General features: G+C 44.6%; 17 protein-coding genes. 9 read left to right on the forward strand and 8 right to left on the reverse strand.

Annotated elements, in window-relative coordinates; genetic code table 11:
* Positions 1-7 precede the first annotated feature (7 nt).
* On the forward strand, positions 8-1,336 hold the full coding sequence (gene hslU, locus EXT47_RS15260; protein ID WP_010607051.1) for an HslU--HslV peptidase ATPase subunit: 1,329 nt from the start codon (positions 8-10) through the stop codon (positions 1,334-1,336).
* 49 nt (positions 1,337-1,385) lie between these two features.
* A complete protein-coding gene (locus EXT47_RS15265; protein ID WP_130126989.1) occupies positions 1,386-1,760 on the forward strand; it encodes a gamma-butyrobetaine hydroxylase-like domain-containing protein in 375 nt (124 codons plus the stop codon).
* Here EXT47_RS15265 and EXT47_RS24295 read toward each other — a convergent pair.
* The 5 genes from EXT47_RS24295 to EXT47_RS15290 form a co-directional block, all read right to left on the reverse strand.
* Positions 1,757-1,930, reverse strand: coding sequence for a GrpB family protein (locus tag EXT47_RS24295; RefSeq protein WP_084204252.1), 174 nt, complete (start codon positions 1,928-1,930; stop codon positions 1,757-1,759). The two genes, EXT47_RS15265 and EXT47_RS24295, sit on opposite strands and share 4 nt — an antisense overlap.
* A gap of 155 nt (positions 1,931-2,085) precedes the next feature.
* Complete coding sequence (locus tag EXT47_RS15275) at positions 2,086-2,475, reverse strand: GrpB family protein (protein WP_130126990.1); 390 nt, start codon at positions 2,473-2,475, stop codon at positions 2,086-2,088.
* A gap of 89 nt (positions 2,476-2,564) precedes the next feature.
* Entirely contained in the window at positions 2,565-4,445 is a 1,881-nt protein-coding gene (locus EXT47_RS15280) for a methyl-accepting chemotaxis protein (RefSeq protein ID WP_130126991.1), read from the reverse strand.
* Positions 4,446-4,550: 105 nt separating this feature from the next.
* Positions 4,551-5,603 (reverse strand): MJ1255/VC2487 family glycosyltransferase, encoded by a 1,053-nt coding sequence (locus EXT47_RS15285; RefSeq protein ID WP_130126992.1) that lies wholly within the window; start codon positions 5,601-5,603, stop codon positions 4,551-4,553.
* On the reverse strand, positions 5,600-6,124 hold the full coding sequence (locus EXT47_RS15290; protein WP_010368944.1) for a phosphatase PAP2 family protein: 525 nt from the start codon (positions 6,122-6,124) through the stop codon (positions 5,600-5,602). Before EXT47_RS15290 ends, EXT47_RS15285 begins: the two co-directional genes overlap by 4 nt.
* 158 nt (positions 6,125-6,282) lie before the next feature.
* On the opposite strand from EXT47_RS15290, the gene rraA reads away from it, so the two are divergent.
* Together rraA and EXT47_RS15300 are read left to right on the forward strand one after the other, a co-directional pair.
* Complete coding sequence (rraA, locus tag EXT47_RS15295) at positions 6,283-6,786, forward strand: ribonuclease E activity regulator RraA (protein WP_130126993.1); 504 nt, start codon at positions 6,283-6,285, stop codon at positions 6,784-6,786.
* 18 nt (positions 6,787-6,804) lie between these two features.
* Positions 6,805-7,860, forward strand: a complete 1,056-nt coding sequence (locus tag EXT47_RS15300) for a formimidoylglutamase (RefSeq protein ID WP_130126994.1) — start codon at positions 6,805-6,807, stop codon at positions 7,858-7,860.
* Between the two features lie 44 nt (positions 7,861-7,904).
* Here EXT47_RS15300 and EXT47_RS15305 read toward each other — a convergent pair whose 3' ends face one another.
* Together EXT47_RS15305 and hutI are read right to left on the reverse strand one after the other, a co-directional pair.
* On the reverse strand, positions 7,905-9,689 hold the full coding sequence (locus EXT47_RS15305; RefSeq protein WP_130126995.1) for an EAL domain-containing protein: 1,785 nt from the start codon (positions 9,687-9,689) through the stop codon (positions 7,905-7,907).
* A 24-nt stretch (positions 9,690-9,713) separates the two neighbouring features.
* Positions 9,714-10,937: an imidazolonepropionase gene (gene hutI / locus EXT47_RS15310; RefSeq protein WP_130127001.1), complete on the reverse strand. Its 1,224-nt coding sequence runs from the start codon at positions 10,935-10,937 to the stop codon at positions 9,714-9,716.
* Positions 10,938-11,117: 180 nt separating this feature from the next.
* On the opposite strand from hutI, the gene hutC reads away from it, so the two are divergent.
* From hutC to hutH, 3 genes are all read left to right on the forward strand, one after another.
* Positions 11,118-11,810, forward strand: a complete 693-nt coding sequence (gene hutC, locus EXT47_RS15315; RefSeq protein WP_205991265.1) for a histidine utilization repressor — start codon at positions 11,118-11,120, stop codon at positions 11,808-11,810.
* Positions 11,811-11,967: 157 nt separating this feature from the next.
* Positions 11,968-13,647 carry a urocanate hydratase gene (gene hutU, locus EXT47_RS15320; RefSeq protein ID WP_130126997.1) on the forward strand — a complete coding sequence of 560 codons (1,680 nt, stop codon included), beginning with the start codon at positions 11,968-11,970 and terminating at the stop codon, positions 13,645-13,647.
* Between the two features lie 2 nt (positions 13,648-13,649).
* Entirely contained in the window at positions 13,650-15,182 is a 1,533-nt protein-coding gene (gene hutH / locus EXT47_RS15325; protein WP_045990242.1) for a histidine ammonia-lyase, read from the forward strand.
* On the opposite strand, the gene EXT47_RS15330 is transcribed toward hutH, so the two are convergent.
* Positions 15,174-15,971, reverse strand: coding sequence for an NADP-binding protein (locus EXT47_RS15330; protein ID WP_130126998.1), 798 nt, complete (start codon positions 15,969-15,971; stop codon positions 15,174-15,176). The genes hutH and EXT47_RS15330 overlap by 9 nt on opposite strands.
* A 127-nt stretch (positions 15,972-16,098) precedes the next feature.
* Here EXT47_RS15330 and EXT47_RS15335 point away from each other — a divergent pair, with 127 nt between their 5' ends.
* Together EXT47_RS15335 and hemN are read left to right on the forward strand one after the other, a co-directional pair.
* Entirely contained in the window at positions 16,099-18,129 is a 2,031-nt protein-coding gene (locus tag EXT47_RS15335; RefSeq protein ID WP_130126999.1) for a methyl-accepting chemotaxis protein, read from the forward strand.
* Positions 18,130-18,238: 109 nt separating this feature from the next.
* The gene (gene hemN, locus EXT47_RS15340) at positions 18,239-19,609 is read left to right on the forward strand and encodes an oxygen-independent coproporphyrinogen III oxidase (protein ID WP_130127000.1); all 1,371 of its coding nucleotides are present in this window, start codon (positions 18,239-18,241) and stop codon (positions 19,607-19,609) included.
* The last annotated feature ends 694 nt before the right edge of the window (positions 19,610-20,303 follow it).

A 20,303-nucleotide genomic window follows, 5' to 3' on the forward strand; every position in this document is an offset into this window, starting at 1 on the left:
ACTCGTCATGACAGCTATGACTCCAAGAGAGATTGTGCACGAGCTTGATCAACACATTATCGGTCAGGACAAAGCCAAAAAAGCCGTCGCGATTGCACTGCGCAACCGTTGGCGTCGTATGCAGCTTGATGAAGAGCTGCGTGCAGAAGTTACACCAAAGAATATTTTGATGATCGGCCCAACAGGTGTGGGTAAAACTGAAATTGCCCGCCGTTTAGCAAAGCTTGCTAACGCGCCATTTATCAAAGTAGAAGCGACTAAGTTCACCGAAGTGGGTTATGTTGGTAAAGAAGTTGAAACCATCATCCGTGATCTAGTCGAAGTTTCTTTTAAACTAACACGTGAACAGCAAACCAAGAAATTCAAATTCCGCGCTGAAGAAGCCGCCGAAGAACGTATTTTAGATGCACTTTTGCCACCAGCAAAAGACGCTTGGGGTGAGTCTCAGCCAAATGAAAACTCGTCAACACGTCAAGTATTTCGCAAGAAACTACGCGAAGGTCAGTTAGACGACAAAGAAATTGAGATCGACATCGCAGAAACTGCGCCTCATGTTGAGATCATGTCTCCTCCTGGTATGGAAGAAATGACCAGCCAGCTACAGAGCATGTTCCAAAACATGTCGGGTGACAAGAAAAAGAACCGTAAGCTGAAAATTAAAGAAGCACTTAAGCTATTGATTGAAGAAGAAGCTGCAAAGCTTGTTAATCCAGAAGAGCTTAAGGAGCAAGCTATTGAGTCAGTTGAACAAAACGGTATCGTGTTTATTGATGAAATCGATAAAATTTGTAAGCGTGGTGAATCTTCTGGCCCAGATGTTAGCCGTGAAGGTGTACAACGCGACTTACTACCACTTATCGAAGGTTCAACCGTTAATACTAAACACGGTATGGTAAAAACCGACCACATTTTATTTATCGCGTCAGGTGCGTTCCAAATGGCCAAGCCGTCGGATTTAATCCCTGAGCTACAAGGTCGTTTACCTATTCGCGTTGAACTAGAAGCACTGACAGCGGGTGATTTCAAACGTATTCTAACTGAGCCAAATGCATCTCTTACAGAGCAGCAACAAGCGCTACTGAAAACAGAAGACGTCACTATCGACTTTACCGATGACGCTATCACCAAACTGGCTGAAGCTGCATATCAGGTCAACGAGAAAACTGAAAACATCGGTGCGCGTCGCCTTCACACTGTGATGGAAAAATTGATGGAAGAGATTTCATTCGATGCCAGTGAAAAAGCCGGTGACACCTTGACGATTGATGCCGCCTACGTTGAACAGCATTTAGACATGCTTGTTCAGGATGAAGATTTAAGCCGCTTCATTCTGTAAATTAAAATCAAAAGCGGAGCCTTGCTCCGCTTTTTGAGTTATACCAATTATGTATCAAGTCACCAAACTTCATTATCATACGCTCAGTAAAGTGCTCGATGTTTATTTTGAGGACGGCCGCTGTTTTGCGCTAAGTGCCGAATTCTTACGAACACATTCACCATCCGCCGAAGTGCAAGGACATAGTCCGGCGCAAAAGCAACTCGTGCTAAACAAACAGAATGTCGCTATCAAGACAATTGATCCCGTTGGTCACTACGCTGCACGCATTGTTTTTGATGATGGCCACGACTCTGGGCTTTACAGCTGGCAATACTTAGACACTATAGCCACGCAACACGATGCGCTGTGGCAAGAATACGTAAACGCGGTAGAAGAGTATAAAACCCAAAAGGACAGCGTACCTATCAAGTTTGTGCCTTAACCAAACCGCCATAGCAATGCATGCTGCTCATGGTATTGAATAAAGTCATTCTTAAATGCAATGTACTTCTCCATATCTTGGTTACAGGCATTTACAGCGTCTTGCTTAACCCTAGCGTATTGCCTCGCTATATCTGGAAAAGTAATTAACCTGAGCTGCGGATAATTAATGCCTTTCTAGCAGCCAGTTTTAGCGCTAACTGCGTTGAATTCACTTCCAATAGCCAGCTATTGGTGCGTAAATTCGCCTTGTTTTCCCTAAATCTTGCTGGCTAGACAAGGAAAAAACTAAGTTGTGCTTTAGCAACAATGAGTTGGAACATTCCTTATCCAAACCTCAGGTTAATTAAATAGTCACGAAAGGCAAGGTGACGTTTAACTCCATCAGAACCTGCTAAAAAAGCATGCAGATGATGAGTTCTAGACGCTATGCCTTTACGAAAATAACGGCGCCCAGTAATACCAAACTCCCCCATTATCTCATAACCTAAATCACGCAATTTTTCTGACTCTATGTCTAATTTATCTAAGTCATTTACTTCCAATAACATATCTATTATTGGTTTAGCACACAGCAGTGGCACCGATGTACTGCCAATATGGTGTAAAGCAGCTACATTTTCCTTGGATAGATGAGCGAGTATCGCCTGTTTCTCTTTATTGAACTGGTGCGGCCAATCCGACTTGTAACTTACCACTGCTATGTTGGTATTCATTTAAGTGATACCTATCTTGAGTCTAAATAAAAGCCCCACTATAAATAAAGTGGGGCTTTGACATAAAGAACCTCAGGTTGAATTGGTGTTTATACCTGATACTTAGCCACGGCTTCGTGTAATACGCGCGCTTGCTCTGCGACTTCTTCACTACTTTGCGCATTAGAGCGAGCATGCTCTGACGCACCTTGCGCAATGTCTCTGATTTTAACCACGTTTTTATTCACTTCTGAAGCAACTTGGTTTTGTTCATCAATTGCCGTCGCGATATGCGTGCTCATTTCCATAATCGTTTGCACATCTTGGGTGATCATGCTGAGCAACTCCCCTGCTTTTTCGGCTTGCGACACACTTTCATTGCCTTGCTCACGGCATTGTTCCATGATGTTCACCACTTCTCGTGTACGCTGTTGCAGTGTAGAAATGATACTTTCGATTTCTTGTGTGGAGTCTTGAGTACGCTGCGCAAGAGACCTAACTTCATCCGCCACAACAGCAAAACCTCGACCTTGCTCACCTGCGCGCGCAGCTTCAATAGCAGCGTTTAGCGCAAGTAAGTTTGTTTGCTCTGCAATCCCACGGATCACATCCAGGACCGAACCAATGGTTTCACCGTCACGTTCTAACTGAGCAACAACGCTTGAAGCACCACCTAACGATTCCGATAACTGCATGATGTGCTCAATTGTTGCTGTAACCTCACGGCGACCTTGTTGCGCATTTTCATTCGTTGTCTCGGCTTTATGCGCCGCTTCACCCGTATTATGAGAAATGTCTTGGATCGTCGCTTGCATTTCGGTCGCTGCGGTGGCGACCATATCCGCTTCATGCAACTGCTCAGCCATTCCAGTACTCGTTTGGGCAGTGGTTTCCGTTAAATGATCCGTGGCTTCATTAATGGTTGCCAACGCTCCATTCACATCCGCTATAAGATCTCTAAAGTCAGAAATTAAGCTATTAAAATCACGAGTCATAATCGTGATTTCGTCATTACCGCTTTGTTCAATTTGTAGACTTAAATTATTTTCACGACGAATGCGCTCAATGGTTTGGTAAACACGCTCTACGGGCTGAATAATTGAGCGACTAGTCGATAACACCAAAGTCATCACGATAATACCAGCCACAACAAATACACCGATGGCAAGCATCTGAGTTTTATCAACGTTTTCTTTGATCTCTGCTTTTGCCTGTTCCACGACTTCAGAGACCACCGCATCACTTTTCTCAACACTCACTTTCATCTTGCCAAGCGCACCGCTCGTTAAATCTAAGCCAAGTGCCTCTTGTGCTCGAACTAAACCCGCAAATTTGGATTGATAGGTGCTCAATAAACTAAGCAGCTTAGATTGATATTGAGCGTTAAACCCAGCGCTGCGAATTTCCTGAGAAAACTGTGCAACCAGCTCGTCAAAACGCTTAAGATATTTGGTATCAAAACGTAACATAAAGTCTTTTTCGGCTCGGCGAAGCTGCAGCATGGTTGAAAGGAGTTGATAATTCTGCTGCTCTTTTAGTAGTGTTTCTACCTCGTGTACCGCACCACGAAGCTCACCGTAAAGAGCATCCTTTGGATGCAAACCAATTGTTTTTTGTAATTGCACCACTTTTTGAAAGTCATCGTAATAACTTTTTGCTAAGCGTTCAAATTCGTTGATCCGACCTAAATCGATATCAAAATCAGAAAAAGTACCTTGCAACAAAGCGAGCTTAGTTTGCAACTCACGATACTCGTTTTCAAACTCATCAAGTGAATCCACCTGCTTGTAAAAAAGGAAATTTTTCTCGTGTTTGCGCATTGCTAATTCATGAATGTCGAGCTCTTCTGCATATTGAATGGTTTCATTCAATTTCAGCATAGTACGAGCTTCGTACATGATCATAATTAACATAACAACCAAGGCAATCCCTACCACTAATGCATTCACTTGCAAACGACGTCTGATAGTCAGATTTTCTAATACCGCCATCGGCTTACCTACAATGTTAATAGACTGGCTAAAGTATAGCTGAAGCCTTTCTGCCTTGCCTCATAATAGGTAATTATTCTGGGTTCATATTACAAATTAATATATTTACGCCGCTTTTACATACAAATTATTAACACCGTTCCAAAGTTGATTGTGCAATAAATCAATATTGTGCCATTGACCTCCTATCAACCACTCCACTAGCAAGCTAGGATCGGATGGAAAATAAAACGATGCCTTCGCGTCTGTTCGCAGCCATTCTTCCAGCGCCCCAGCATTGAGATAATTCATCACTTGGGCATGACCGAGTTCGGCTAGCGTCTGTGCATTATTCTGCTGTTCAAATTGACCATCTAATGGTTTAAGTAGCAGTTTTTTACCGAGTTTTAATGCTTCACTAGAAAGCTCAAACCCAGCATTTGCAATCACGCCACTGGTATTTCTTAAGTCTTGAATAAACCCAGAACGACTCGGTTTTCTCAGGTGAATATGTTGCAAAGAAGCATTGTCGGCATCCGGGTGATAGCAATAAAACTCCTTATCAGGGAAATCTTTTAACAACTCAATAATGCTATCCAAAGCTTCAAACGGCAGATAAACCAAAACTTTGTTAATTATCGATGCACATTGCTCCTGCTCAGCCTCGTAAGGAATAAAAGGCGGAATAATATGCTTATCAAACGGTTGCCAGTGCACCCCAAGATGAATATCAGCTGGTGCAAAATACCGGATCAGGGCTTTGTGCCAAGGCTGTACGGCAAATTGTGGGACAGCATCATATAAATATGACGCTTGATGACTCATTGCTATCACCGGAACCTTTGCCAGCTTTCCTGCCCACGCACTGACAGGCTCAAAGTCGTTAAAGATCAAATCATAACCTGATACATCTAATTTTCTAACATCGCGAATAAACTCACCAAACTTGAGCGACTGAAAAGTTTTTACACGATTTAACTGGCCACGCTCGGTAACGAATGACAGCCCTCGGCAACTGCGATAATCACCAAAATCATGCATATCGAAATAGTTTTCCGAAGGACGTCCAGAAAAAAAGTAGTCAACAGAAATTCCCATGTTGCGAAAGCAATTTGCCATTACCCGAGCTCGAGTCGTATGGCCATTTCCCGTTCCTTGAACACCATATAGTATTTTCATACGCTTCCTAATATCACTATCGCTAAACTTGCACAGGCAACACCCATTGCCGCACCAAGCACCACATCAAGTGGATAATGTACCCCTACAATTACGCGTGACAATGACACTCCTGAAGCCCAAATCATCAACGGAAACGCAGCTAGTGGAATTTGCTCCATCAAGCAAGTCGCATATAGCCAAGCGCCAGCACTATGCCCAGAGGGCAGACTAAACTTATCACTCGGCGTCAACAAGGCTTTCACTGCGTAGCAGTCACATGGTCGTAATCGTGCAAAACGATTTTTTAGATAGAAGTAAAGCGGCCTTTCAATTGCAAAGGCCAAAATCACGGTGAGTGCAAATTGCTGACCTAACTGCTCCAAAAACAGAGCACACGCAATTGCGACCAACACATAGAGTCCACCGTTGCCACTTTTGGATAGACCTAATGCTATCAATCTAAACCAGTTTCTTGGTTTAGGGCAAAACACCACAAAGTATAATGCAGCGTCCAGCTCGGCTAGTTTTGCTTTCATCATTCGAGTCACGCCTAATTGCTCACAATATCAGCATAGAAGAGCAAAATAACAAATGGGTGACACTTTTAAGACACAAATATGTAAGTTGAATCAAAGCATTGCTAAGCACAAGTATGAGAGTATACTGGTTATCGACAATCAATATTCGAGGATTCAATATGGAATACAGCACTTCTGATCTTTGCGACCACTTTGCTGATGTGGTTGATGTGCTAGAGCCTATGTTCATCAATTTTGGCGGCCAGACGTCATTTAGTGGTCGTATCACTACCGTCAAATGTTTTGAAAACAATGAGCAAATCCAAGATGTACTACAACAAGACGGTACTGGTCGTGTGCTACTCGTTGATGGCGGTGGTTCAACTCGTCGTGCACTGGTTGATATTGATTTAGCTGAGCTAGCGGTCGAGAGCAACTGGCAAGGCATCATCGTTTACGGCGCGGTGCGCCATGTTGATGAATTAGAAGAAAGCGATATTGGCATTCAAGCTATCGCTTCTATCCCTGTGGCAGCAGATAGCAGTGGCAGCGGCGAAGTCGGCATTCCCGTTAATTTCGCGGGTGTCTCTTTTTACGAAGATGATTTTGTTTACGCCGACTCCACCGGCATTATCATCTCTGCAGAAGAGTTAGTTTTAGAAGACGATAACGAAGACAATTAAGCGCTAGAAGTAACAGTCATGAGTACAGCAGTCCGTATATATGATGAAAGTAATATTGCCACTTTTGTCAGTGCAAGAGCTGGTGAAACCAGAATTTGGCAAAGCATAAGCTTTTTACAATGTGATCATGACTACGCGGCTTCGCTTAGAGACGCGGCCCAATTTGGGATCCGTTATGTGTTGTTGGGGATCCCCGAAGATATAGGTCCGCGCGCCAATTGCGGGCAAGGCGGCGCCGAGCTTGGTTGGCAAGCCTTCTTAAAGCGCTTTTTAAATCAGCCCGATAACCAGTTTTTGTCGGGCGACAAGATTTTGTTGCTAGGCGAAGTGGATACCCAGGCTATTCAAACGCGCGCACTATCGCTCGATAACGCTAATAGCGAACAGCTAGCGCAGTTACGCGCTCTCTGTGCCGACTTAGACAACCAAGTTATTGCAACCCTAGCACCTATCTTTGCTGCAGGCTTAGAGCCAATTATCATTGGTGGTGGTCACAATAATGCTTTTGGTATTTTGCAGGCACATTTTGAGGCCAGCAAGCGCGCCGCTGGTGCCATCAACTTTGACCCTCATGCCGACTTTAGAGCTTGTGAAGGTAGACACAGCGGTAATGGCTTCAGTTATGCGCATCAAGCTGGTAGCTTGTCGCATTATCATGTCATCGGCTTGCACGAGCACAAAAATAACCAAACAATCCTTACTCAATTGCAAAACGCTGGATTCGGATTTTCAAGTTATCAAGCGATAAAAACCAGACAAACTCTGAGTTTATCCACATCACTAGACAAAGCGTTGGCAACGATGCCAAGCGACATTCCATTAGGCGTAGAGTTAGACGTTGATGCCATCGTCGGTATGCCTGCAAGTGCCCTGACCTATCAAGGCTTCACAACTAGCGATGCCGAATATTTTGTTTACCGTATGGCTCAGGCTCGACATGCTAAATATTTGCACTTATGTGAAGCAGCCCCGGCTAGACACCCACTTGGTGAGCAGGCGGGTATCGAACATTGTGGCCAAATACTAACGAACCTTGCGAACGCTTATTTAAGTACCCGGCAACAGAGGCGCTAAACACTACCGCAGCCAAAACCCATGTAAAGGTAAGGCGCTCCTAGTTATTGAGGCAACCTTTGTTTCAGCCAACTGATCAAAATATTACTGTTCTGTGGTCGAGAAAAGTAAAACCCTTGCGCTGCCACCGTGCCAATGCTTTTTACAAATTCGAGTTGCCCGAGAGATTCAATACCCTCGCCAATCACGCGACAGTGCTTTTCTTGATGCATCTCTACAATGCCTTTTACCAAGGATTTGGTATGCCCCATATGCTCAGGCTCTTGCGTCATATTGCGCGACAGTTTCACGTACTCAAAACGCAGTGCTGGTAATTTAGCAAGCACCAGCGGCGCATCACCAAAGCTATCGACACACATTTTTACACCTAAGTTCTTCAAACGACTGATCATCGCAATTTCTTGCTCATCTAGTTCGGCAAGCATACTAGCTGGACACTCGATAATGATAGCACCTGGGCTTAACTGATGGTTGAGCATGGTGTAATCAATAAACTCGATAAAGCTTTCGCTCAACAGCTCAGCACCAAAGACATTAATACTGATGGGAACGCTGATCCCTTCCATTTTCAGTGCCAATGCGATTTCGCAAGCGCGCTCTAGTACATATTCAGCAACGGGAATAGCAAGTCCAACTAAACGAATATCATCAATGAACTCATTGGCACTTAAAATACCTTGCTTTGGATGCTGCCAGCGCAACAGTAATTCCACAAACTCAATGCTGTTATCTTCATGACGAACGACTGGATGAAAATAGAGCTCAAATTCAGATCTAAAGTTGATTTTAGCTAACTCCGACAACCTAACCTGTTGCTCCAGTCGATGAATTTGCATACGTTGTTGATACGGTACGACTTGTTGATGGCTATGCTGATGCGCTTCTGATTGTGTATCTAGCGCTAAAAACACGCAAGAAATCAGGTTCTCAAGTTGCCCCATTTCTTCATCGCAATTTACGTAACTCGCACGCATCATGATCTCTAACGTACAGCTACCAACATTGAATGGCTTTAAAGTGCTGTTTGATATTTCCTCTATCAGCTGCTCATGAAAGTGCTTACCATGCTTTAACGAACATACAAACGCAAAGTTAAGACCACCTAGATGCGCCATTTTCGCAGTTTCATTGCCATGAGTGATGGCCATAACATCACCGGATTGCAAACATTGCGCAATACGATTAGCCGATTGAGCTAACAGCAAGTCACCAAACTCACGCCCTAAATGAAAATTTACCTGCTCGAAACCCATGAGGCGGACTAGCACGAGCATACAAGGGCTCCCTTCCGTTTGACGATATTCATTAAAAGCACGTTTAAAACTTTGCCGACCAGGTAACCCCAAACTTTCATGCTCGGTGTGGTCATCATTGTGTTCTTTCAATTCAAATTCATTTGCGCTGCTATACGCTTGATAGGCAAGGAAAAGAATATACATAAACACAATGACAATTGCGCCATGCTGGGCAGGAAATGTCCATAGATATTCAGACACAGTCCACATTACCAAAGTGACTATCGCCGCAGCACTTATCAACAATAAGCCACTTTTGTGCTCCTGTAAGCCATGGAATAAATATAAGAGTATCGTCAGAGTAAGTAAATGTAATGTAGTGATATTGCCCGTAAAGGCGAGCAGTATTGCAAGTGTTGCACTGCTAAGGTGAGCCAGCTTGAGCATACCTGAGGGGCGCTGCAGCATTAATGCTAACGCCCCCATTACAATGGCTCCAGCCATGCCAGCCATCATTGGCGTAATTAGTATCGCTATTCCTTCAGACAGCAATAATTCCGTGGCTCCGCCACTAGCTGTTGAAATTGAAAGCATAATTTGTTGCTTATAAAAGGATCATTACTGATTAAGTTTACCTAAGATCCACAAATTTGACAGGTCCGCTACACCAAATTGATAACTTAACTGTGCAGGATGGGTAATGTCCCATAACGCTAAGTCCGCCCGCGTTCCAACTTTCAATACTCCACGGTCGCTCAACCCCAAGGCTTTCGCAGCATTAACCGTAACACCGCTAAGCGCTTCTTCCGGTGTCATTCTAAATAATGTGCATGCCATATTCAGCATTAATCGCAGTGAGCACAAAGGCGCAGTACCTGGATTGAAGTCGCTAGCGAGTGCCATTGCTACTTTGTGCTTTCTGAGCAAGTCAATTGGTGGTAATTGCGTTTCTCGTAAGAAATAAAAAGCACCAGGTAAAAGCACCGCAGTAACGTCCCCTTTCGCCATTGCTTCCACACCTGCTTCATCAAGATATTCAATATGATCCGCTGAAAGCCCTTTAAACTTTGCCACCAGCTCGCTACCATGCTGATTAGATAGCTGCTCAGCATGACATTTAACCTGTAATCCCAACTGTTGTGCTCGAGTAAATACTTGCTCAGTTTGCTGATAGGTAAATCCGACGTTCTCACAAAATACATCAACAGCCGTTGCTAATTGGCGCGAAGCAACTTGTGGCAGCATCTCATCACAGACTAAATCAATGTAGGCTTGGCTATTATCTTTGTATTCTGGGGGTAATGCATGTGCGCCCAAGAACGTGCTATGCACATCAATCGGGTGATGCTCATTAAGGAGTTGATTAATTTCTAGCAGTTTTAGCTCATTTTCAACGTCGAGGCCGTAACCCGATTTACTTTCAACCGTGGTAACCCCTTCTTTGAGTAAACTATTCAAGCGGTTCTTACCGTTAACATACAGCGTTTCTCTGTCTGCCAATCGTGTCGCCTCAACAGTACTTGCGATACCACCACCTTGCGCGGCAATCTCTTGATATGACGCCCCCAGTAATCGTTGCTCAAATTCGTTGGCCCGAGAGCCTGCAAATAAAATATGCGTGTGGCAGTCGATTAACCCTGGGGTCAACCATTGGCCATTGGCTTTATGAATAGGTGTTGCAATGGCGTCAACCTCAGGTAATTCACTACGAGGGCCTAACCAATTAATTTTGCCATCTTTAATGGCGATCGCTGCGTTTTCTATCGCACCATAAGGGGTATCCAAATTGGGATCCATAGTTGCAATATTGACATCGATAATAAGCAAATCGGCTTCTAACATCATACTTGTCCTAATCTAAATCAAATCCATATGCCAACACATTGAAAGAAACTCGCTCACTGCGAGATTTATTCATTGAGTCTATCAGGGATACTTGTATATACAAGAGAAGTGTGCCATCTTTATTTACATAAATATGAACTCGAGACAACAATTGTGCCTGAGCTTCCTAAATTTGCGATGATAAAACAATATATTATCGATAATATTCGTGCCGCGCGCTGGCTCGAAAACGAGCGCGTGCCGTCGGAAAATGAGTTAGCTGACCAATTTAATGTTAGCCGAATGACCGCAAGACGAGCACTAAGCGAGCTAACTGAAGCCGGAATTTTAACTCGTAGCCAAGGCCTAGGTACTTTTGTTGCCAGTTTTAAATCTCAGTCTTCGTTACTTGAGATCCGCAATATTGCCGACGAGGTCAACGCACGCAATGGCAAATACTCATGCACCGTACTAACGCTTGAACTTATTGCAGCAGTAGCACCTATCGCCATTGCACTAGGTGTAGAAGCGGACGCACCAGTCTATAGAAGCGTAATTGTACATAATGAAAATGAACAACCACTGCAAGTCGAAGAGCGCTTTGTCAATCCACAGTTGGCACCGGAGTATTTAGACCAAAACTTTGAACTGACTACCCCTCATGAATATTTATCTCAAGTCGCGCCACTCACAGAGGCTAGACACACCGTTGAAGCAGTTATGCCATCACCAGAGGTTTGCCAGTGGCTTGGGCTTTATAATGAAGAACCATGCTTACAAATGATCCGCCGAACTTGGTCTGCAAAAGGCATTGTTAGCTTCGCGAGATTAATTTCGCCAGGCAGCAAATATCGCTTAGGTGGTCATCTCACCTTTAAGCAAAGGTCGTAACACATAAAGTGTCGCCAAGCATCGCGGCAGGTAAATCAAAACGACATGGCGGCCTAGATTGCCATGCAATACAAATAGACTAACAACCTAGCGAAACTAAGCAATCGCAGCAACTAGACGTTTCACTTAGGTTGTATATACAACAGGAGAGAGCAGAATGAGTGACAACCCAAGATTAGACCCTAGCCGCGAGATCCGCGCGCCACGAGGTGCAGACATTACCGCAAAGAACTGGCTTACTGAAGCCGCAAAGCGAATGTTGATGAATAACCTTGACCCTGAAGTTGCGGAGCACCCAAATGCACTAGTAGTTTATGGCGGTATTGGCCGCGCCGCTCGCGACTGGGCATGCTTCGATAAAATCGTTGAAACGTTAGACCGCTTAGAAGAAGACGAAACCTTACTGGTGCAATCAGGTAAACCTGTTGGCGTATTCAAAACTCATAGCAACGCTCCTCGCGTATTAATTGCTAACTCAAATTTAGTACCACATTGGGCTAACTGGGATCACTTCAACGAACTCGATAAAAAAGGCCTGATGATGTACGGCCAGATGACCGCTGGTTCTTGGATCTATATTGGCTCACAAGGCATAGTACAAGGCACATACGAGACCTTTGTAGCAATGGCAAAGCAACACTTTAATGGTGAGGCAAAAGGCAAGTGGATCTTAACGGGTGGCCTTGGCGGGATGGGCGGCGCACAACCACTCGCAGCAACTATGGCAGGCTTTAGCGCCCTCGTTGTTGAGTGTGATGAGTCACGAATCGATTTTCGTCTTAACACACGCTATGTTGACCGAAAGGCAACCACACTTGATGATGCGTTAGCTATCATTGATGAAGCGAATGCTGCTGGGCAACCGGTATCAGTTGGCCTGTTGGGCAATGCAGCGGATGTTTATGCTGAATTGGTTGAGCGCAATATCACGCCTGACGTAGTGACCGATCAAACTTCTGCGCACGATCCATTAAACGGCTACTTACCGCAAACGTGGACTATGGCTCAGGCAGCCGCGCTTCGCGAAAGCGATCCAAAAGCAGTTGTAAAAGCCGCAAAACAATCTATGGCGGTGCAAGTACAAGCCATGCTAACGCTGCAATCGCGCGGGGCCGCAACAACTGACTACGGGAATAACATTCGCCAAATGGCCCTAGAAGAAGGGGTTGATAACGCCTTTGATTTCCCGGGCTTTGTTCCAGCCTATATTCGTCCACTGTTTTGCCAAGGCATAGGTCCATTTCGTTGGGTTGCGCTGTCTGGCGATCCTGAAGATATTTATAAAACAGATGCGAAAGTTAAAGAGCTTATCCCAGATGACCCACACCTTCACAATTGGTTAGATATGGCGCGCGAGCGCATTCAATTCCAAGGCCTGCCAGCTCGTATTTGCTGGGTTGGACTGAAGGACAGAGCGCGTTTAGCACGAGCATTCAACGAAATGGTCAAAAATGGTGAACTCAAAGCACCGATTGTGATTGGTCGTGATCACTTAGATTCTGGCTCTGTAGCCAGTCCAAACCGTGAAACGGAATCGATGATGGATGGTTCAGATGCAGTATCGGACTGGCCGTTACTCAATGCCTTGTTAAACACGGCTGGCGGTGCAACTTGGGTCTCACTGCATCACGGCGGTGGTGTTGGTATGGGCTTCAGTCAACATTCGGGAGTCGTTATTGTGGCAGATGGCACAGACGAAGCAGACGCCCGTTTATCTCGCGTACTATGGAATGACCCAGGTACCGGTGTAATGCGTCATGCCGATGCAGGTTATGACATAGCCAAAGACTGTGCAAAAGAACAAAAACTAGATTTACCTATGCTGGAAGGAAAGTAAGTATGTACTCACTAAATTTAATCCCAGGCCAACTGACTTTAAACACGTTACGACAAATCAATCAACAGCCTGTTCATCTCAGCTTAGACGAATCAGCGAAAACCGCTATTGCTAACAGTGCAGACACAGTTCAGCAAGTAATCAAAGAAGGACGCACCGTTTACGGCATTAATACGGGTTTTGGCTTGCTGGCCAACACCAAAATTGCAAAAGACGAATTAGAGTTGCTACAACGCTCTATTGTACTGTCGCACGCAGCCGGTATTGGCGAGTTAATGGACGATAGCACCGTTCGACTCATGATGGTGCTAAAAATCAATTCACTCTCTCGTGGTTTCTCTGGGATCCGCTTGGATGTAATTGAATTCTTAGCGGCCTTGGTTAATGCCGAAGTCTATCCTTGTGTGCCCAAGAAGGGCTCGGTCGGGGCATCAGGCGATCTCGCACCACTATCGCATATGTGTTTACCGATCCTCGGCGAAGGTCAGGTTCGCTATCGTGGCGAGCTTATTGATGCCACCGATGGCTTAAAAATAGCAGGACTTGAACCACTTACTTTAGCTGCAAAAGAAGGTCTCGCACTACTTAACGGTACACAAGCATCTACTGCTTTTGCACTGCAAGGCCTATTCAGAGCTGAAGATCTTTATGCGCAAAGCTGTGTCGTTGGTTCAATGAGCATTGAAGCAGCTATGGGCAGCCGCTCGCCGTTTGATGCTCGTATTCACGAAGTCCGTGGTCAGCAAGGCCAAATCGACACCGCACTGGCATTTAGAGATATCTTACAAACTCGCTCAGAAATAAGTGATGCTCATGTTGATTGTGAAAAAGTACAAGATCCTTATTGCTTGCGTTGTCAACCACAGGTGCTTGGTGCATGTTTAACTCAAATCCGCCAAGCCGCTGAGGTGATCCTTGTAGAATCCAATGGGGTAACAGATAACCCGCTGGTATTTGCAGATGCTGGAGATATTATTTCTGGCGGCAACTTCCATGCTGAGCCTATCGCGATGGCGGCTGATAACCTAGCGCTAGCCATTGCTGAAATTGGTGCATTGGCTGAGCGTCGTATCGCACTGCTTATTGATTCGAGCTTATCAAAACTGCCTCCCTTCTTAGTTAACAATGGCGGTGTAAACTCGGGCTTTATGATTGCGCAAGTCACCGCTGCGGCACTGGCCTCTGAAAACAAAACACTCGCACATCCTGGCAGTGTTGATAGTCTCCCAACCTCAGCAAACCAAGAAGACCATGTTTCCATGGCAACCTTTGCGGCAAGACGCTTACAGGAAATGGCTGACAACACCCAAGGTGTACTCGCAGTTGAATATCTTGCTGCAGCGCAGGGGTTAGATTTTAGAGCGCCACTTAAGCCATCTGACAAAGTGGCTACAGCTCAGCAAATATTACGAGCAGTCGTGAGCTTTTATGACAAAGATAGATATTTTGCACCTGATATTGAAAGTGCTAATGCGTTATTGGGTCAAGCTGCACTGGCGCACTTGCTACCAGCACAACTCTTACCTTCAGCCTAACTCAAATTCATTAACAATCGGATGATGATAGGCAAAGCCGAGTTCGGTAATACGCTCGGCTTTGATAATACGCGCTTCTTCTTTTGACGAAGCGAAACTTGGCATCTCACTCCCTAACTTTTCACAGTGATATTGATAAAACGCCTGTCTCGTGGGGTGCGCTGGATAGCAAACATTATAAATGTCTGCAGCATCCTGCCACTGCGCGATCACGGTATTGATTGCAGTAACAACATCACTGCGATGAACCATATTCACTCTACCATTCGCTGAGCTAGACAAGGCCTTTCCTGCTACAAATCGCCCAGGTTCCCTACCGGGACCTTGAAGACCTGCTAAGCGCACAACTTTACCGCCTGCGTTAAGCACCATCTCTTCAGCAGTTCTTAATATATCAACACGTCGGTTGGCTTTATCCGCTAACTTACCTTGTTCATCATATTCACCATTTTCGGTGCTATAAACGCCAGTGGTCGAACACAATAAGAAGCCTGCTACTGACATTTTCTTTGCAAGTAACAATGCCTGTTCTAACGTTTCTAAATAGTTACTATCGACATGCCTCGCTCTTGGTGGGATCGCACACACCCAATAAGCGTTGTGTAAAGAAATTGAGTGCGCTAAGGTGCCATTTTCAGTTAAGACCAGCTGCCTTGACCAGCTATGCATCTCGCTAGCTTGGGTTCTGGTGCCTTCTATTTGCCACCCTTGCAACTCAGCTTCGCGACACAACGCTTCACCGAGCCAACCCGCGCCCAGTACGACCAGACTGCGATTTAATACTTTCATATGAATATTACCTTAACTAGGAAGTTACCTTGTATTATCTATGTAAAAGAAGTTAACGCAAACGGTGGCGTTCTCCTGTTATCTATGGTTTGATTACCGTTTGCATAAGCTAAAAATAAGAAGTGTCATGCTTGAGAATTTATCCCTTAGAAAGAAAATATTGCTGCTAATTGGCGGCACCATTTCCGTATTATTAATTATTGCATCAAGCTTTTTCGTCAGCCATATTGCAACGCTCTCTCGAGATGGAATTGAACGAGAAACGCAAAGCTATATTCAAGCCGAAAAATTGGCAATGGAAGCATTCTTTGGCCAATACGGCAAAGTGGTTGAAACCTTTGTTTCTACGCCTCACAACATTCATTGGTTTGAAAATTATAATACCCGTGGCGCCGATCTGACTAAAGATAAAGACTATCAAGAGGTCAATGAAGACTTGGTTAGGATCGCCAAAGGTGATGAAAATATTCTCTCAGCATTTATTGCCTCAGCAAACACCGGTGAGTATTTTAAAGAAAATGATCGTACATCAGCATATTCAGATGGTCGACCTTACTACGCCTATCAGCGCCCATGGTGGCAGGATACGCTTGATGTAGGTAAATTGTATGTCGGTCCAATTGCAACCGATATCAATACCGGTGCGGTGTCTGCTGTGATCCGTCAACCTATCTACAATAACGTCGGCAAACTCGTCGCCATGGGTGGCGTCGACTTACAGATCAATAAATTGAACGATATGGTTGAACGTATCAAGTTTCAAGATAAAGGTTTTGGCTTTTTGCTCGATGGTGATTTAAATGTTGTGCATTTATCCAAGCGTACTGGTCATTCACTCTCTACCACAGATGAAGGCGAGAAAGGCAAAGAAGGTTTAGATGGCCTTGAATCCCAGTTTGCCAATACATCAGGCTTTGACGCTCTAAATGCCGCTATCAAGCGTAACCCCATTGGCAATAGTACGGTCACGTTCAAAGGGGAAGCGTATTATGTTGTTTATGACAATGTGAAATTAGACAACCCCCTATTGGATTGGCACGTTGGCCTACTTATTCCAGTGTCGCTGATCGAAGCGCCGGTGAATGAGGCCGTAATGAGCACAATCACAGCCTTGATTATTATCTTAGCCATTATCGTGGCAATGATCTTGCTCGCCACGCAAATGATCACCAAACCGATTGTAGCGCTTACCGAAACCATGCGAGACATCGCATCGGGTGAAGGCGACCTGACTAGACGTATCGATATCACCAGTAAAGATGAAGTCGGTCAACTCGCGCTGCATATGAATACCTTCATCGATAAACTTAGAGCAATGATGCTCGATACCGCAGCACAAGCTGAGCAATTAAGTAATGCTTCCGCCCAATTGCGTGAAGTATCAAACAATACTAACAGTGAAATTCAGCGCGAAAAAGAACAGGTAGATAGCGTAAGCGCGGCAGTGACCGAGATGGCAGCCACTGTGACTGAAATCTCACGTAATGCACAAGAGACCAACCAAGCCGCTGATGTCGTGCAACGTATTACCAATGAAGGTGCAGGACGTTCATCACAAGCTCAAGAAGTCATGACTGAACTAGCACTTCATATTGGCGAGGCTGCAAAAGTGGTTGCCGGACTTGAACAAGAAACCAGTAACATAGGTGCTGTTATCGATGTGATTAACGGTATTGCTGAACAAACGAACTTACTGGCACTCAATGCCGCCATAGAAGCCGCCAGAGCGGGCGAGCAAGGCCGAGGCTTTGCGGTGGTTGCTGATGAAGTCAGATCGCTTGCAAGCCGCACGCAAGAGTCTACCGATGACATTCGTAATATGATCTCTCGTTTGCAGCAAATTGCCCAACAAGCTTCAGTGATGATGCAGCAAGGTCAAGACCGCGCAGAGGGGACCGTAGAGGAAACGCAAGCCGTGCTTGATGCCTTGAAAGAAATCACAGAGTCGGTCACGACAGTACAAGACCAGAGTCATCAAATTGCGACATCAACAGAGCAGCAAACCGTTGTTGCAGAAGATATTAACAATAGCCTTAACCAAATTAATGAGCTCGTTAATAGCACGGCCAACCACGCCAATGTATTGGCAGATGAAGCCCGTGACTTGAACGACTTAGCCAAGGCGCTGAACTCAACAGTAAACCAATTTAAGCTTTAATCAAACACCAAAACACGTCGCAATCGCGGCGTGTTTTGATCTGAGGCAAATCTAACCTAGACGGTAAAAAGTACACTAACACTCTTAATAAAACTCGAGAGTGCGTATCGTGATTAATTTACCTATTTGGAATGATTCCCTTATCAATAAGTACAATATATCTGGCCCTAGATATACTTCATATCCAACGGCCTTATCGCTTGAGTCTGGTTATAGCCAAAAAGAGTTACAAGCGGCTATTACTGGTTCAAAATCTCGTTCACTCTCGCTGTATATTCATATCCCTTTTTGTCATCAACTGTGCTACTACTGTGGCTGTAATAAAATCATTACTCGTCATCAATCCAAAGCTGACGTTTACCTAGATTACTTAGCACAAGAAATCGCAGCAAAAGCGCCGCTATTTTCTGAGTATCGTGTAAAGCAACTTCATTTAGGCGGTGGTACACCAACTTTCTTAACTACCGAGCAAATGACACGTCTAATTGAAATGCTAAATAGTGCATTTAACTTCTCTCAAAGTGCACAGCGTGGTATTGAAATAGACCCAAGATCACTTGCACCAAATATGATGCGCCATCTACACGAGCTCGGATTTAATCGTGTGTCTTTTGGCGTACAAGATTTTAATGATGAAGTACAAGCTGCGGTAAACCGCCCACAGCATCTAGACGAAGTGCTGGCTATCTTAACTGAAGCGAGAACGCTCGGTTTTAAATCTATTAATATGGATATGATCTATGGGCTACCATTTCAAACTGTAGAGAGCTACAAGCAAACGATTGAGCAACTTATCGCGCTTTCTCCCGATAGAGTCTCTGTATTTAACTATGCCCATCTTCCGGATAGATTTGCAGCACAGCGAAAACTAAAAGAAGCCGACATGCCAAGTGCGGGAGAAAAGCTTGAGATTTTTAAGCAAACACTGGAACAGATGACCTCCGCTGGGTATCAATTCATCGGTATGGATCACTTCGCCAAAAAAGACGATGAACTGGCTATAGCGCAAAATGAAGGGCATCTACACCGTAATTTTCAAGGCTATACCACTCACGGCGAATGTGACCTGTTAGGTCTTGGTGTGTCATCCATTTCCCAAATTGGTCACATGATTTTGCAAAATGAAAAAGAGTTAAAACCTTATTATCAGGCTTTAAGTGATAAAAAGTGTGCGATCACTAAAGGGATAACCTTAAGTGGTGATGATGAAATACGCGCGGCTGTGATCAAACAGCTTATTTGTCATTTTGAGTTAGATAAAAAGGTGTTCGAGCAACGCTATGATATAAATTTTGACGAATATTTTGCTCAAGCACTTAACGCTCTAGAACCGTTAGCAGCAGATGAACTGGTAGAGCTGAATGAACACACTATAAAAGTCACCAGTAGCGGTAATTTGTTTATTCGCATCATCTGCATGTGCTTTGATGCCTATCTACAAAACCAAGTCAAAAACACCCGCTTCTCTCGCGTTATTTAACCACCTTACTCTAAGTTACCACAACCTCCCACAATACTGTGTTTATAGTGGGAGTGAGTGTACCTAGCGAGATTTTCTATTTCTCAAATAGTAAAAAACGTCGAATTGTTGAAACGGGTTCTGATGTACATGGGTGTTCCACATTATTTTTGAGCCGAAACTTTCATTGCAAGCCATCGGCGGGTAAATCTCCTACCATATTGCACTATGCTGATACTGTGGTGGGAGTGGGAGCGAGTTCCCTCGCGAGGTTTTATATCTCTCAAATCTCTATACCTCAAATAGCAAAAAACCCGTCGCATTGCTGCAACGGGTTTTGATGTACACGGATGTTCGAATGTCGATGAAGCTCATGGATGAACGCTTTTCATCAACCTCTTATTTTGCCCTGGCTCGCTACGAAGTAGGATGTTCTCATTTTTTAAATAGAGAGTCACATGGGTGATCCACACTACCATTGACTGGAAACCTTAATTGCAAGCCATCGGCGGGTAAACCACCTCCTAACATGTTGCACTGTGCTGATACTGTGGTAGGAGTGAGTTCACCTCGCGAGGTTTTCTAAATCCTAGACAGCAAAAAACCCGCTGCATTACTGCAACGGGTTTTTCTTATAAGGCCCTGGCGATGTTCTACTTTCACATGGGTAATCCACACTATCATCGACGCTGTTTTGTTTCACTTCTGAGTTCGG

This window comes from Pseudoalteromonas sp. CO342X (genome assembly GCF_004208915.1).
Lineage (GTDB): Bacteria > Pseudomonadota > Gammaproteobacteria > Enterobacterales > Alteromonadaceae > Pseudoalteromonas > Pseudoalteromonas maricaloris.

Bases quoted from the DNA above. Each gene is read 5' to 3' on its own strand.
- hslU (WP_010607051.1), top strand. From the start codon at position 8: ATGACAGCTATGACTCCAAGAGAGATTGTGCACGAGCTTGATCAACAC.
- EXT47_RS15265 (WP_130126989.1), top strand. From the start codon at position 1,386: ATGTATCAAGTCACCAAACTTCATTATCATACGCTCAGTAAAGTGCTC.
- EXT47_RS15275 (WP_130126990.1), bottom strand. From the start codon at position 2,475: ATGAATACCAACATAGCAGTGGTAAGTTACAAGTCGGATTGGCCGCAC.
- EXT47_RS15280 (WP_130126991.1), bottom strand. From the start codon at position 4,445: ATGGCGGTATTAGAAAATCTGACTATCAGACGTCGTTTGCAAGTGAAT.
- EXT47_RS15285 (WP_130126992.1), bottom strand. From the start codon at position 5,603: ATGAAAATACTATATGGTGTTCAAGGAACGGGAAATGGCCATACGACT.
- EXT47_RS15290 (WP_010368944.1), bottom strand. From the start codon at position 6,124: ATGATGAAAGCAAAACTAGCCGAGCTGGACGCTGCATTATACTTTGTG.
- rraA (WP_130126993.1), top strand. From the start codon at position 6,283: ATGGAATACAGCACTTCTGATCTTTGCGACCACTTTGCTGATGTGGTT.
- EXT47_RS15300 (WP_130126994.1), top strand. From the start codon at position 6,805: ATGAGTACAGCAGTCCGTATATATGATGAAAGTAATATTGCCACTTTT.
- EXT47_RS15305 (WP_130126995.1), bottom strand. From the start codon at position 9,689: ATGCTTTCAATTTCAACAGCTAGTGGCGGAGCCACGGAATTATTGCTG.
- hutI (WP_130127001.1), bottom strand. From the start codon at position 10,937: ATGTTAGAAGCCGATTTGCTTATTATCGATGTCAATATTGCAACTATG.
- hutC (WP_205991265.1), top strand. From the start codon at position 11,118: ATGATAAAACAATATATTATCGATAATATTCGTGCCGCGCGCTGGCTC.
- hutU (WP_130126997.1), top strand. From the start codon at position 11,968: ATGAGTGACAACCCAAGATTAGACCCTAGCCGCGAGATCCGCGCGCCA.
- hutH (WP_045990242.1), top strand. From the start codon at position 13,650: ATGTACTCACTAAATTTAATCCCAGGCCAACTGACTTTAAACACGTTA.
- EXT47_RS15330 (WP_130126998.1), bottom strand. From the start codon at position 15,971: ATGAAAGTATTAAATCGCAGTCTGGTCGTACTGGGCGCGGGTTGGCTC.
- EXT47_RS15335 (WP_130126999.1), top strand. From the start codon at position 16,099: ATGCTTGAGAATTTATCCCTTAGAAAGAAAATATTGCTGCTAATTGGC.